10 protein-coding genes and 1 pseudogene are annotated in these 15687 nt (G+C 37.3%); 4 read left to right on the plus strand and 7 right to left on the minus strand.

Translation table 11 applies throughout. The features are described 5' to 3' along the window. Positions 1-8: 8 nt before the first annotated feature. The 3 genes and pseudogenes from AC3ITD_RS12640 to AC3ITD_RS12650 all read right to left on the minus strand — a co-directional run bounded on the left by AC3ITD_RS12640 (position 9) and on the right by AC3ITD_RS12650 (position 3444). The gene (locus AC3ITD_RS12640) at positions 9-572 is read right to left on the minus strand and encodes a hypothetical protein (RefSeq protein WP_265800911.1); all 564 of its coding nucleotides are present in this window, start codon (positions 570-572) and stop codon (positions 9-11) included. A 588-nt stretch (positions 573-1160) separates the two neighbouring features. Next, a pseudogene (locus AC3ITD_RS12645) lies at positions 1161-1394 on the minus strand (transposase); the annotation flags it as partial. 148 nt (positions 1395-1542) lie between these two features. Beyond that, positions 1543-3444 carry an amidophosphoribosyltransferase gene (locus AC3ITD_RS12650; RefSeq protein WP_056849393.1) on the minus strand — a complete coding sequence of 634 codons (1902 nt, stop codon included), beginning with the start codon at positions 3442-3444 and terminating at the stop codon, positions 1543-1545. Positions 3445-3679: 235 nt separating this feature from the next. Here AC3ITD_RS12650 and AC3ITD_RS12655 point away from each other — a divergent pair, with 235 nt between their 5' ends. The 4 genes from AC3ITD_RS12655 (at position 3680) to AC3ITD_RS12670 (ending at position 10576) form a co-directional block, all read left to right on the plus strand. Beyond that, on the plus strand, positions 3680-6460 hold the full coding sequence (locus AC3ITD_RS12655; protein WP_489360180.1) for a TonB-dependent receptor: 2781 nt from the start codon (positions 3680-3682) through the stop codon (positions 6458-6460). Between the two features lie 21 nt (positions 6461-6481). Beyond that, a complete protein-coding gene (locus AC3ITD_RS12660; protein ID WP_265800913.1) occupies positions 6482-7804 on the plus strand; it encodes a DUF4876 domain-containing protein in 1323 nt (440 codons plus the stop codon). Positions 7805-7866: 62 nt separating this feature from the next. Further along, positions 7867-9432 (plus strand): DUF6850 family outer membrane beta-barrel protein, encoded by a 1566-nt coding sequence (locus AC3ITD_RS12665; RefSeq protein ID WP_489360182.1) that lies wholly within the window; start codon positions 7867-7869, stop codon positions 9430-9432. 4 nt (positions 9433-9436) lie between these two features. Next, positions 9437-10576 carry a cytochrome-c peroxidase gene (locus AC3ITD_RS12670; RefSeq protein ID WP_489360184.1) on the plus strand — a complete coding sequence of 380 codons (1140 nt, stop codon included), beginning with the start codon at positions 9437-9439 and terminating at the stop codon, positions 10574-10576. Positions 10577-10803: 227 nt separating this feature from the next. Here AC3ITD_RS12670 and murI read toward each other — a convergent pair whose 3' ends face one another. The 4 genes from murI to bamA all read right to left on the minus strand — a co-directional run bounded on the left by murI (position 10804) and on the right by bamA (position 15652). Continuing rightward, entirely contained in the window at positions 10804-11622 is an 819-nt protein-coding gene (murI, locus tag AC3ITD_RS12675) for a glutamate racemase (RefSeq protein WP_265800916.1), read from the minus strand. Between the two features lie 147 nt (positions 11623-11769). After that, the gene (locus AC3ITD_RS12680; RefSeq protein WP_056851820.1) at positions 11770-12348 is read right to left on the minus strand and encodes an OmpH/Skp family outer membrane protein; all 579 of its coding nucleotides are present in this window, start codon (positions 12346-12348) and stop codon (positions 11770-11772) included. A gap of 61 nt (positions 12349-12409) precedes the next feature. After that, positions 12410-12940, minus strand: a complete 531-nt coding sequence (locus tag AC3ITD_RS12685; RefSeq protein WP_265800918.1) for an OmpH/Skp family outer membrane protein — start codon at positions 12938-12940, stop codon at positions 12410-12412. A 99-nt stretch (positions 12941-13039) separates the two neighbouring features. Further along, complete coding sequence (gene bamA / locus AC3ITD_RS12690; RefSeq protein ID WP_489360188.1) at positions 13040-15652, minus strand: outer membrane protein assembly factor BamA; 2613 nt, start codon at positions 15650-15652, stop codon at positions 13040-13042. Between the last annotated feature and the right edge of the window lie 35 nt (positions 15653-15687).

Consider the following 15687-nt stretch of genomic DNA (forward strand, 5'->3'; position numbering starts at 1 on the left):
AACACTCACTAAAGTACGTCATCGAGATTATAAATATCAACATAATCCAAAAGCCTCCCACCAGCGCAGTTTTCCATTTTTTGCAAACGATAATAGGAACGGCTGCCTTTTTTAAAAAATACCTGAGCATCAGTTTTTTCACAAGGAACACCGCCATTATTATCTTTAATATACGTGATTATCGTTCCTTCGAAGGAAATTCTGTTGGAATCCAATCTTTTCAAACGACCATCAATTTTAAGATATTCATTGTCGGTATTCGTTTGCTCCCCCTTTATTGAAAACCATTTACTGTCCTTTTTAAGGATTTCGGCCGAACCCTTTTCACTTTCGAAACTGATCCATTGTAAACTTATCGGAACGCGTTTGCTCACATTTATTTCTACTTTAGGAATATGGCTCTTGATATCTTCTTTTACATTTTTTAAGGTATCATTCAATTCAGAAAGCTTAGTTGAAATACTATCGCTTGTATTATCGATAGCGTTTGTAACCTGTTGTTGATTACTTTCAGAACAGCTTAAGCCTAAACAAACGGTAGATATCAGGAAAAATTTTATTAGGTTTTTCATAATGGAAAATTAACATTTACACCCTTCTAAATGTTTTTCGCTGTCAAAGAAGATATGCAATCTACAAGAAAAAAGGATGATAAAACGTTTACCAAACGGGACTTAAAATCTCTAATAACGGGGTAATAGTGTCACTTTCTATATAATATCAAACACAAATGAATTTACATTTTTAGGGCAAAAAAAATAGCCCGCATAAATGAGGGCACTGAAAAAGTTACCTCCTTTAGTGGGTTAACTTTGAGAATCGATCATGTGAACATGTTTTCACTTGATCGATTTTTTATTTAATGGGTTTTATTTTCTAGTCTGTAAGTTTGCTTTTGTGTGCTGACATTGGAATATGAAGTTTTGGGTCTTTATTTGACACTATTTTGGCTTCTAGATAGCCAGTTTGATGATTCCTTTCAGGTTTACAGTGAAAATAGCAAGTGCACCCTGCATTTCCATGCCGTCTATTCCCCGTCCATATCCGTGGACGTTTTTTAACTCGCTGTTTTTGGCTTCAATCTTGTATCGGTGCCGGGCTTTGTCCCTGTAATATTCAGTCTCCTGAAAGATCATCTGCTCCTTGTGCAGGCCTGATTTTATGGATACCTCCGAAACGGTAAATATCGTTTTCAAAAGCAGATATTTGAACATGCGGACAGGACTCTCTGCCGCACGCCCATTGTCCTGACAATATTTGTCCAAAAGCTCGTTATATATAAAACCAAAATCTATAAGCTCGTTGATTTTGCGAAGCAGATTCTCCTTGGTGACAATCACATCGTAGAGCCTGGAAAATTCGCTAAACTGGATTTTTTGTTGTTGAAGAAGCATTTTAAAAGCCGTTCTGGTACACCTTTAAAATACAAAAAAAGGAGCAGAAATTATTAATTTCTACTCCTTTTTTCTGACCCAATCTTGAAGGGACTTTTCCAGTGCCCTCGCATAATTTTGGGCTATTTTTATTCAAAATATCAAAGGATTAATAAGCTCTTTGATTATTCCCTTCTTTCCAGTTAATGAAAGCTTTGTTCACCACTTTATTGCCACCTGGAGTTGGATAATTACCAGAGAAATACCAGTCACCTTTGTTTTTCGGACAAGCTTCATGCAAGTTCTCCAAACTTTGATAAATTACTTCTACCTCAGCCACAGTGCCTTTAGGAGTAATAATTTGTGCAATTTTAGCTGAAATTTCTTCCGGGGTGAAGGGTTTGTAAATCTCTTTTACATGATTCACGATTTCTTCTTTCGGAAGTAATAATGAAGCTTTACATTTTGCATAAACATCTTCGATCACCTGCCACATGCCACGCTCAGTTAATAACTGAATTGCAGCATCGAAAGCAACAAACTGCCCCATTCTGCTCATATCAATACCATAACAATCCGGGTAACGGATTTGAGGTGCCGATGAAACAATGATAATTTTCTTAGGATGTAAACGATCCACGATTTTGATAATACTTTGCTTTAAGGTAGTACCCCGAACAATAGAATCGTCCAAGGCTACCAAAGTATCCTGATGGTTATTGATAATACCATAAGTGGTATCATAAACGTGGGCCACCATTTCACTTCTATCCGCATCCTGCGTAATAAAAGTTCGCAGTTTCACATCTTTTACAGCCAGCTTTTCAACGCGGGGTGCAAGAGACAACAATTCCTCCAGCTGCTCATCGGATAACTCCTCTTTTTTATGTAGAAGAATATCTTTTTGGTGCCTGCGCACATATTGTTGCACACCGTCAACCATACCGAAGAAAGCCACTTCAGCAGTGTTCGGAATGAAAGAGAAAACGGTATTTTTTAAATCGTAGTTAACGGCCTGAAGAATTTTATCGCTCAATAAACGACCTAATTGCTTGCGTTCACGGTAAATTTCTACATCACTTCCTTTTGAGAAATAGATGCGTTCGAACGAACAAGATAATCTTTCAGTAGGCTCACGGAATTGCTCCATGCTTACCTCGCCATTTTTCTTGATAATTAAAGCATGACCAGGATCGATCTCCTTAACATCTTTAAACTGGATGTTGAAAGCAGTTTGTAGTGCTGGTCGTTCAGACGCGGCTACCACAATCTCATCATCATAATAGTAATATGCCGGACGAATACCAGCTGGGTCACGCATGATGAATGAATCGCCATTACCCACCATACCGCAGATAGAGTAACCACCATCCCAGGTTTTAGCCGAGCGGCGAAGAATATTTGCGATATCTAAATGATCAGAAATTTTGTGCGTGATGGCTACGTTATCGTGTCCTTCTTTTTTATATTGATCAAAAAGTTCTTGATTTTCATCATCCAAAAAGTGACCAATTTTTTCTAAAACAGTAACAGTATCGGCTTTTTCTTTTGGATGTTGACCTAACTCGTATAGTTGCTCCAATAACTCATCAACATTCGTCATATTGAAGTTACCAGCAATAACCAGGTTACGGGTCATCCAGTTGTTTTGCCTTAAGAAAGGGTGGCAGTTTTCGATACTATTTTTACCATGTGTACCATAACGCAAATGGCCCAATAACACCTCGCCGATAAAGCTAACATTGTTTTTGAGCCACTCTGTATCCTGCATTAATTCAGGTGTGTTTTCTTGTATATCTACGAATTTGTTTTGAACATACTCGAAGATATCTGCTACTGCATTCGAAGCCATGCTCCGGTATCGGCTAATGTACCTACTGCCAGGTTTCATATCCAGTTTAATGGTGGCAATACCTGCGCCATCCTGGCCCCGGTTATGCTGTTTTTCCATTAAAAGATATAACTTGTTAAGGCCGTAAAGTGCTGTACCGTACTTTTGCTGGTAGTAGGAAAGTGGTTTTAACAGGCGAATAAAAGCGATTCCGCATTCGTGTTTTATCTGATCACTCATTGTGTGGGTTTGAAGCCGCAAAGTTATCCTTTTAAATAATCACAACCTAAACAAAAGTATTTTCTTTTGTCACAATGAGGTTAATTTGAAAAAGCCATAATTAGATACATTTAAGATAGCAAATATTAAATTATCTAGAATTAGTCTAAATAAATTGGAAGGTAAGTGTAATTTTTACACCTTTGCAAAAAATGATTCACGTTTAAGTTTCTGCACCCATAATTACCAATATTGCTTGAAAAGATTATACCTAGTTGTTTTACTGTTTATTGCGATATCAGCCCAAGCGCAGCAAGGAATGTTTGTCGAAGGTAGGGTAGTTGATCAGCAAAAAAAGCCGATCCCATCAACCAACATCAAAATTATTGAAACCAATCAATATGGAATAACTGCTTCGGACGGTTTGTTTAAACTACCGGTAAAAAATTTATCAAATAGTACACTAACGCTTGAGTTCACATTTATAAGCTATCAAAAGTTAACTAAAAAAGTACTGATTTTTGGGGATGGAGTAAACTTAGGCAATGTTGTTTTAAAGGAACTTAACCTAAGCTTGGAAACTATTGCTATAAATGCTAAACGTAACTATGAAGGACAATCAAATTCCTCACTAATAATTTCCAGGGATATTATAGAGCAAACACCAGCTTTAAGTTTAAGTGATTTATTGAATCAAATACCCAACAGAAAAATAGTTTCGCCGTCTTTACAAAGTGTTCAAAACATCAACTTGCGATCGACATTTGCTACAACTACAGCAAACACGAGGGGAACTTATGACTTGAATAATTCTTTTGGAATTGCAATTATTTTAGATGGAAATGCAATCAGCAATAATATGAATATGCAAAGTTTCAATCCGGGTATTACAGGTATTGGAGGTAGCAACTCATACCAGATATCAACGGGCACGTATGGCTTAAGCGGTGCTACAAATTCAGGTTATTCAGGCGATTTTGCATTTGGAGGAACAGATTTAAGACAGATACCGGCAGATAACATTGAAAACATTGAGGTTATCGCCGGGGTTGCACCTGCAAAATATGGTGATTTGAGTGACGGCGCTGTTATTGTAGATCGACAGGCCGGCAAAGCCCCTGCATATTTACGGATGCAGATTAGGAATGACGCTACATCTTACGGCTATTCTCAAGGATTTAAACTTTCTCCAAAAGGCGGTGCAATGAATGTAGGTGTAAATTACGTTAATTCACTGGCAGATAACCGAGATAAACTAAAAGCATACAAACGAATCAACACCTCTTTAATGTACACCAACACTTTCGGAGCTGAAAAAAGAATTAAAAACACTTTCAGTGCTGATTATGGCCGAAATTTGGATGGACTACGAAGTGATCCTGATGATATTACTCAAACAATTGTACGATTTGACAGTTGGAATGCAGCAATCTCGAACAGAACATCTTATGCGCTTAACACAAATTTTTTAAAAAATATCTCTTTAAATTTAAGGTATTCTGAAGGGCACCAAGAAAGTTATCGCGAAACCAATCGCAACGAACCTTATGTAATCATTTCTGAAGCTACAACTTCAGGAATACATGAAGGAACTTACGCTCCAGGGATTTATACAGCCGCATCGCTAATTGATGGAAGACCTGTAAACGCTACAGCAAGGCTGGATTTTAATGCTGATTTCAAAACTGGTGATGTAACCCACTTTTTAGGATTCGGAGTAAATTACGATTACGGAAAAAATAAAGGGCTGGGCCAGGTTTTTGATCCTAATCGTCCGAGGGCATTTACAGCCGTTTCGTCGACATCACTTCAGTCCAACCGCTCAGAGCGATACTATGACTTTAACCTAGTTAATGCCCAGCAAAACCTGGGTTTATACTTGGAAGATCAGTTTAAAGTGAATCTTTTTGAAAAAAATCTTAATGTTAGGGCTGGGATCAGGTATGATATGCAAAATTCTTTACCTTCTTTTTCTCCGCGTTTGAATATGAATTACGAGATTAATAAAGACTTTAGAATAGGTTTCGCTTATGGACTATCATATAAATCGCCATCACTTTCACAGCTATATCCGGGGCCAACTTATTTCGAGGTACCACTTGTAAATGCATTCAATGGAAATGCAGCAGAAAGCACTTACTTGGTTTACGTAGAGCGATATGATCCTGAAAGTGCAAACATAAAACCTTCATATGGTCAAACGTTCGAGCTAAGCACAAGCACTAAAATCAAAGATTTCAATTTGTCGCTGTCGCTGTTTCACAAAAATTCAAAAGATGGAATTTCAACGATTTCAAACAGAAAATTTTTAACTGTTCCAAATTACGTTGCTACAGCTATACCGGGCCAGAAGCCGCTTATAACCCAAACAGGCACAAGAGAAGTAAATTTTGTATATCACAATTTCAGCAATGATTTAAAATCCGACAATCAGGGAATTGAACTCATATTAAGTAGCCCTCAAATTAAACCAATGGCTACTACATTTAATATTAGTGGGGGGTTTTTCCGCACTTACTACCAAAACAATCAACCCCGTTTAGGCACCGAGATTGAGGATCGCCCAAATGATCCGGAATATGCTATTCTTGGTATTTATGAGGCAACCAAGAGAATCTCCTATCTAAGTAATGCAAGGATAAGTTCAGCAACACACATTCCTAAAATTGGCTTAATGATCAATTTTACCGCTGATTTTTCTTTATTACAAAAAACAAATATCGAAGCTTCACAGGGAATTCCATTAGGATACTTTAGCCAAAATGGAAATGAAGTTATGCTTACAAACCCTGATCCAAACAACCCAAAATATGGCCACCTTTTTATTCCATCCAATGAACTGAATGACCAAGATATTCCACGCATCATTCCTAATTTTCATTTAAGCGTGGCCAAAGACATTAAAAAACGTTTTCGATTCTCGTTCAATGTTTTTAATGTTTTCAATTATCAGCCCTACTACATAAATGCCTCAAATAATTATGTATTCCCTGGAACTGCGCCAAATTTTGGGGCAGAAATCTCAATAAAACTTTAATATTTTAAACTTAATTTTATAATGAAAAAATACCTACTTTTATTAATCAGCGTTTTTGCACTCACTTCTTGCAAGAAGGAAAAAACAACAGAGATTGTACCTGTTGACTTAAATTTGAACGTCTCTTATAGAACTGAAACCAGTGGCTACCAATTACCTCTTAATGAGGTAAAAGTTAAAGTGACAAATGTTGATACCAAAAACACCTTGCAGTTTACTACTAATGACAAAGGAAAATTAGTAGCACCCCAGCTTAGCCCTGGAACTTATGATCTTGATGCAACCATCACAATTACAGCAGCGAGATACAGCACACTTACAGGGATTCAAAGTCCTAATGATGTAACCTTCAATGCTTCAGTAAAAAATAAAGTTATTGGTGTTGGTTTTACTGAAACCATAGACCTAACTCTAGTTACTGGAACGATAAGCGATTGGGTAATCAAACAAATTTACTATGCTGGTTCTGACAGGGTGAATGGAGCAACTTATCGCGACAATTTTATTGAGTTTTATAACAATAGTGATAAAACATTGTATGCAGATGGATTATGTTTCACTGAGACTACAGGGATTATCACTGTATCGACTCCACCAAGACACCACCTGCTATCCAATGGTCAATATGATTGGAATAAAGCAGAAGGTATTCCTGCTGGAATAGACGCTAACAATGATTACATCTACGTAAGAGCATTTTTAAAAATTCCTGGTACAGGAAGCCAGTACGCTGTACAACCAGGCAAAAGCATTATTGTCGCCCAGTCCGCCATTAATCATAAAAGTCCTTTCACAGGCCTTGACGGCAAGACAATTTCGGTACTTAATCCCGCCCTTACCGTTGATTTAAGCGGTGCGGATTTTGAGGCACACTATGGCTCTCTTGTAACTAGACCACTTGCTTCTGATGTTGACAATCCTTTGGTTCCTAATCTTGAGGTTTTTGATTATTTTGGAAATGATATGATTTTTGATGGAGATGGAAGATACTCTTACGCTCTTTTAAAATTTACAGATGGTGTTAACCCTGCAAACTTTCCTCAATATGCGATACCCACACTGACTGTAAGTTCTACTGCTTCAAAAGTGTTTCAAATCCCCGCAAAATATATTTTAGATGCTGTAGAAGTCCAGCCAACAGAAGCAAACAAAAGAGTTCCTAAAAAATACTCTGCTAATCTGGATGCTGGATTTGCATTCAACCCAGCCGGACAATACACTTCTCAATCTGTTATTCGCAAAACTGATAAAACGATCAATGGCAGAATAATCTTAAAAGACACAAACAATAGCACTGAGGATTTTACTTTTTTAGAGGTTGCAAACCCTAGAGGTTTTAAATAAAATCCTTTTTATCGGGCTTGAACTGATCAAGCCCGATTTCTTGCTTAAATCATTAAATCTTAATGAAAAAAATTACACGCTATATTCTTTTCGCAATAACTTCTATCCCATTTGGATTGAGTGGACAAGAAAAGATTGGAGAAAGCCAGACTTCTCTATCGGCTAACTTTTACACGGATTCTCTTCAGAATCAGCGGAGAATATTTGCAAGGAAAAGTGCTTATTATCTCAGTTTACTTCCTGATCAAATGAGTATGGCTCGAGGTGCCTTTAGTTTTGAGAGAGGAAACTTTATTCCTTCACAGGGTGCAACAAAAATAAGATCAGGACAATTATATACTGAAGGAACAACAAAACTGAAATCGGTAAAAGTATTTGGAAGCTTTCAATACCGAAAAATCTTTGAGGACAGTACCCGCTTTGCCCATCAAACCAGAAATAATTTTACAACGCCTTATTATTTTGGATCACCAGGTTATGTTCACTATGAGCGAAGTATTTATAACATAACCGCAATGGCAAGTCAATCTATACTACAAAACAGATTGACTTTTGCGCTAGGAAGTAATTATAATGTAGCGAATCACTTTTCTACTAATGATCCACGGGGTGCAGTGAATGAGTATCAGTTAGATATCAATGCCTCAGTTGGATATCAGTTATCTCGAGAAATTAAAATAGGATTGGGATATCGTCCGGGTTATGGAAGAGAGGACATTAATGTAGCTTACAAAAACCCACGATATTATGAAAGTTCGTCATTCCCAATGTACTATAATCACTTAATAAACGGTTATGGCGAAGGTAGACCAGTGCTAGCTGGTCCAGACAGAAAATATTTTAATAATTTTAAAAGGCAAGGGGCTGACTTATATCTTGACTTCAGCAACCATATCCTTGGCGAAATAAATTTATATGGAAGTTACATCAAAGAAAATCAGCGTTATTTTCAAACTAGCGGAACAGGCTTCAAATATTTCTCAAACTACGACCTCGAGAAAATGAATGTAGCTTTGCGTTGGTTGAAATCACTTAACAAAAATACTAGGGTAGGTGCAAATTTAGTATACGAAAAGTTGGATGGCCGGGATCAAAATCTCGAATTTAGCGCTAACAATTATATCTATGCTGGTCAACGAATTAACGCCAAAATATTATTTAATACAACCGCTAACAAAAACTCATTCAATTATTATATTAACGCTTTACAGTTTTCTCAGGAACGGATTGACGGCATAAGAGGAAACAATGTTTCTTACAATAATTTGCTTTTGGAAATTGGATCATCGGTAAAAAGAAACCAATCAAATAAAAATTTTTTTGGAGCAAATATCTCTACTAGTTACAAAATGCCAATGGGTAACCGTTTTACTGTAGCACAAGCGAATGAAGGATATTTCACAAGGTATGTAATTTATCATGATTACCTCTACAACACTTCCTCTTACATTGGCGGAGCAGTTTCAGGTGAGTATGGCTTTTCTGTTTTTAAAGACATGATCGCTTCTCTTCAGATAAATGCTACATACATGAAGAAATTAGAGCAGCAAAACCTAACTAGAACCATCATTTCTGAGCCCGGCAAACACCGCTTTTCTTCCAATATCAGCTTAAATCTCTATTTTTAGCCTTATGAATAAAGTTTTCCTCACGCTTGCCCTAATCTTTACCGGATTAACCCTGTTATCTTTTCAATCAACAAATTTCAACGATGATGAGGAACTGAGCATAGATAGCTTGCGCAAAGTTTATTCGAAACCTACAGATCAATGGCCAAAGCCAACCGTAGATAAAGGAGCCATTTTTCAGGAATTAGGAGAACTTCTACCCTCTCCCGTCGATTTAAAAAATGATTCCGTTAAAAAGGTAGTTGAATTGGGTAAAATTTTATTTTTTGACCCTCGGTTATCGGGATCAAACCAAATTTCCTGCTCGAGCTGCCATGCACCAGATTTACACTGGTCTGATGGTCGTCAGGTTTCTGTTGGACATGATCACTTAACGAACATCCGTAATGCACCCTCTTTAGAAAACGTTTGGTTTTACAAACGTTTGTTTTGGGATGGACGAGCGGCGAGTTTGGAAGAACAAGCAGAAAGCCCTGTGGCGGCACATAACGAGATGCACCAGGATATGAAAGCTTTACCCAAAAAGCTGAGCAAAATAAAAGGATATCAACCATTCTTCGTTGATGCATTTGGATCGAAGGCCATCACCAATAAAAGAATATTCGAAAGTCTGGCCACTTTTCAACGCAGCATTGTAAGCAGGAGAACCCCATTCGATCGTTTCCTGGCTAGAGATAAGAATGCATTGACCGATCAACAGCTAGTGGGTTTACATTTATTCCGCACCAAAGCCCGTTGTATTAATTGCCACAATGGTCCGTTATTTACCGATAATGAGTTCCACAACGATGGGTTAACTTATTTCAAACGTAAATATGAAGACTTAGGTTTATATAACGTAACGAAGAAACCTGAAGATGTAGGTAAATTTAAAACGCCTGGATTAAGAAATGTAATGAAAACGGCGCCTTGGTTCCATAATGGTTTATTCCCTGATATGGATGGTGTGATGAACATGTACAATGTGGGCATGCCCGTTCAGAGGGTTAGGGCTGAACAAATAAATAACCCTCTACTGCCTAAGAACGACAAGTTGTTAAAAGGTTTAATGTTGAGTAAAGCAGAAAAGGATGCGGTGGTTTCCTTTCTAGAGGCCCTCTCCTCGCCTACAATTTTGGTTAGGGTAGAGAAATTGCCGCATTAATCGGTTGCCAGTTACCGGTTGTCAGTCAGTTGCCGGTTACCCGTTACTGGTTACAAATCTAGTCATATAAAAAGTTTACCAACAATCAGCGAGCCCGTTAAGATTCCCACCTGCGTAGGAATGACGCCTTGGCTGACACATTAGGAGGATCGATTTCCGAAAGCACATCTATTATCGCAATAGCATGATCAAATCATTTAATTATGATGCACTAGTTTAGGATAACATTACATCTTTCCTGAATTCAATTCCTCACCAAAAAAAATCGAAGCCTGGGCATCAAAAGCCAGCGGATCGCCACTGGTGTAAAAAGACTTAAGTCCGTCTTTACTCAACTTCGTTTCTATCTCAGGATGTCTTCCTAAATAATCAACCATACTTTTAGCTACAATTTCTCCCTGGGTTAAAATATTAATATAGTCAGGCAAAATCATTTTTAACTTTGGCATAAGTAACGGATAATGTGTGCAGGCTAATAGAACGCAATCTATTTCTGCAGACTGCTCTATTAACCGATTGCAATATTCGTTGATAAAAAAGTCAGCACCAGATTGCAAATGCTCATTGTTTTCTATTAAGGGCACCCACATCGGGCAAGTTTGCTGATATACCTTAACCTCTGGAAAAAACTTATTAATCTCCAATAAATAGGATTGTGAATTTACAGTTCCCCGAGTACCCATTACGCCAACATGGCCACTGGATGTGAAGCTGCCAATGACCTCCGCCGTTGGCCTGATGACACCTAAAACCCTTCTATCTGGATACTTAACAGGTAAATCTTTTTGCTGGATAGTTCTTAAAGCTTTTGCAGAAGCGGTATTACAAGCCAGGATAACCAATTCACAGCCCTGTGCGAAAAGCCATTCAACACATTCTAGGGTATATTTGTAAATTGTATCAAAAGAATGATCACCGTAAGGAGAACGGGCATTATCGCCTAAGTATATGTAACTGTATTCGGGCAATTGATCAGCTATCGACCGAAAAACAGTCAAACCACCATAACCTGAATCGAAAATACCTATGGGCGAACATTTTTGCATCACCGTAAAGATATTATTTATTGTTGGAAAGTTGTGTTGTTGAAAAGTTGGGTGATGACCAAAAAAAAACGGAACCAAGTTGCCTCGATTCCGCTTTATATTTGACTTTGTATTTGAGACTATTGACTCAATACTCTCGACTCCAAACTATTTCTTAGGAGCTGGTGCTTTAGCTGCAGTAGCAGAAATACCTAATTTAGTTTTAACTGCTGAAGTGATATCATCACCACCTTCCCAGAAAACCAGGTTATTACCACCTTGTCCGTTTGCGATATCGAAAACGTAAGCTAAACCTTTTTCTTTCGCTACAGCAGAAATTGCAGTAGCTACTTTAGCTTGAATAGGTTGAAATAACTCACCTTGCTTAGTACCAACATCCTGAGATGCTTTAGTACGGGCATCAGTAATGCGTTTTTCCAAATCCTGTAATGCTTGGCCAGCGGCTTGTAATTCTTTACCAACTGATTCTTTATTTGCTTCGCTTAAAGTTTTTTCTTTCGCTTGGGCTGCAGCCAATTGAGTTTGATATTCTTTGATCATCGCATCAATTTCTGCTTGTTTTGTTTTACCCAAAGTTTCTAAGGTAGTTTGAGCCGCTTTAGCTTCAGGAAGATTTGCAAACACATCTTCTGAATTAATATGACCTAATTTTTGTTGCGCACTTGCCATATTCGCTGTAAACATCAACCCTGCTGCTACAAAGAATACGTTAATTAACTTTCTCATCGTTCTATTTTACTTTTTTATTTTTTTTGTTTGTTTTCTAAAATCTAAGGGGGCGAATATACTAATTTTTTCCAGCCCCTGGCTTGTAACCTAATTTCACAATTACATCATTACTAACATCGTAGCTGCTGCTTGCATAAATCATCATGGTTGCTTCACTGCTTTTGTCAAAAATGAAATCAAGATATTTAGCCTTCGCAATCTGTTTAATTACATCAGAAACTTTCTCTTGAATTGGCTTGATCAATTTTGCTCTGCTTTGAAAAAGCTCACCATCTGGTCCGAATTTTTGGCGTTGAAACTCTTTTGCCTGTTTTTCTTTCTCAATAATTTCGTTTTCACGGCGTTTTCGCATATCATCAGTTAACAATACCTGATCTGCCTGATAGGCTTTGTACATCCGGTCGATTTCAGAAAAATTCTGGTCAACTTGTTGTTGCCATTGTTTAGATGCTACTTCTAATTGGCTTAATGCAGACTTATATTCTGGCATCTGTTTCAAAATATACTCGGTGTCTACATAAGCAAACTTTTGGGCATAAGTGCCAAAGGTTGTGCATAATAAAAATGCGATAAAAAGATACTTCTTCATTTGTGTGTGTATTTAATGATTCGTTATAACCTAAGCTTTTAATAAACTCAACTTAAGGCGTTTTATTACATATTTAGTTAAATTTTTATACTTTATCAATTAAAATCCACCTAATTGTTGTGCGATACTAAAGTGGAACTGGCCTTTGTTCGAATCAGGTAATCCTGGAATCGCATCAAAACCGTAACCATAATCAATACCCAATAAACCAAATATCGGTAGAAAGATTCTCGCACCTACACCAACTGATCTTCTCACGTTGAAAGGATTAAAATCACTAAACTTATTCCAAGTATTACCACCTTCGGCAAAAGCCAATACGAAAGCAGTAGCTTGTTGACTTGCAATAACTGGATAACGTGCTTCTAAAACATATTTGGTGTAAATCGGGCTACCAGATTGTTGTGCAATACGAGGATCTGAACCTACTGGAATAACTGTATTGTTTGCATAACCACGCATCGCGATTAATTCTGATCCTTGTAAGAAATCAAATCCTTGCATACCATCACCACCTAATTTGAAACGCTCAAACGCTGATTGACCTACTGCACTGTTGTATTGGCCCAAGAAACCAAACTGTGCCTGTGCTTTAATTACTAAATTACCTGCAACACGTTGGTACCATTGCGAATCAAATTTCCACTTGTGGTATTCAGTAAAGCGATATTTCTCTTTATCAGGTGCGGTTGCATAATTCACTTTATTAAATAATGAATATGGAGGCGTGGCCTGAATAGTGAAACGAATAAATGAACCCGATTTAGGGAAAATTGGTGAATCTCTTGAGTCACGGCTGATTTCTTGCGATAAGTTTAAATTGTAAGAGGTACCCGAAGTAAATAAATAACCTGGGTAGTTACTTAAAATATACTGCTGTAAGTTAACGGCATGGCTCAACTGGAAATAATTATCCGGCCAGTTTAATCTTCTACCCAAACTCACGGTAACACCATTTAAACGGATTTTCTGGAACTGAGAGTTATCCGAATTTAAACCGTTTGACTGTAGTGAGGTAAAAGCACTTACACCAAAACTCACTGGCTTTTCTCCACCAAACCATGGCTGAGAGAAAGAGAAGCTATAAGATTGATAGTATTTACCATTCGTTTGTCCACGTAAACTTAGTTTTTGTCCATCTCCTTTTGGAAGTGGTTTATAAGCTTTCAGGTTAAATAAATTTCTTAATGAGAAGTTATTGAAAGTTAATCCTAAGGTACCGATAATACGGCCACCACCAAAACCACCTGATAACTCAATCTGATCTGAAGGTTTCTCCTCTACAGCATACTCAATATCAACCGTTCCATCTGCAGGATTAGGACGAGGAGTAGGAACTGTCTTCGACTCATCAAAGTTACCTAACTGACCAATCTCACGAATGGTACGAATTAAGTCACTTTTATTAAATTTTTGCCCCGGCTTGGTACGAATCTCACGTAACACAACCTTATCATTGGTAATTGTATTCCCTTTTAAAGTAATTCTATTGTTGGTGTATTGCGGCCCTTCATACATTCGCATTTCTACGTCAACCGTATCGCCATAAATTTTGGTTTGTACCGGATCAATATTGAAAGTTAAATAGCCATTATCGGTGTACATACTGTTGATATCGCCACCATTTTCACCGCCGCCGTTTAATTTCTTGTTTAACCTTTCTTCATTAAATACATCGCCTTTCTCAATGGTTAAAACTTTATTTAAAATACTATCAGGATAGATGGCATTTCCAGCCCAGGTAATATTACCGAAGTAATATTTCTTTCCTTCATATAAATCCATTTTAATATTTACCCTTTTCTTATTGTATTGGTAAATACTATCTTTCAGTAATTCAGCATCACGGTATCCCTTTTCATGCATCTTACCAATCATCTTCACTTTATTCTCTTCATATTTTTCTTTAGAGAATTTTCCTGAACCCCAAAAACGCCACCATGCAAATTGCTTAGGATTTTTTAAGTACTTTCTAAGCTTAGCGGCTTTAAAATCCTTGTTTCCAGTAAATTCGATACGTTGAACTTTTACACGGCTACCTTTATCAATATTCGCTTCCAATACCACGCTATTTTCAGCATTTGGATCTTTACGCGTTTTGTAATCTATTGTAGTGAAAAAATAACCTTTATCTAGCATGTACTTCTTTACAATAGCCGAAGTAGTGTTGTATAAGTTGTCATTTACAATTTTCCCGGTTTTATCATTAAGTTTTTCCTGAATAGCCGTTTTTTGCGATTTACTGATTCCCTTTAAATCGATTGAACTTAAACGAGGACGTTCAACCACTTCGATTTCGAAATACACAGAATCCTGAACGAATTTTTCGATATTAATTTTAACATCATCAAACAATCCCTGTGCCCAAAGCGTTTTAATTGCATCAGAAGTAGCCTCACCAGGAAGAGTAACTTTATCTCCCTTTGTTAATTTTGATAAGGTGATTAATACATCTTTATCGAGATATTGCGTTCCTGTAACGGTTGTGCCACCAATGATATATTCTTTTGGACTAAAATAATCGAGATCTAAGCCTCCAACTTTTAAAGATGGGGTTGCTGGCGCCTTACCTGTCGGACGTATTTGCGCAAAGGCTGGAGCAGCTAAAATGACTAGGATTAAAACTTGAAATATTCTTTTCATTAAAATAATTTGTTCAGTAATGGCCACGAAGGTAACAATGTTTTTTTTAGCAAAATTTACATTTGCCATGTTTCCCTTATTATGGTTTCATTTATCGTATAAAA

This window comes from Pedobacter sp. KH_004 (assembly GCF_057840755.1).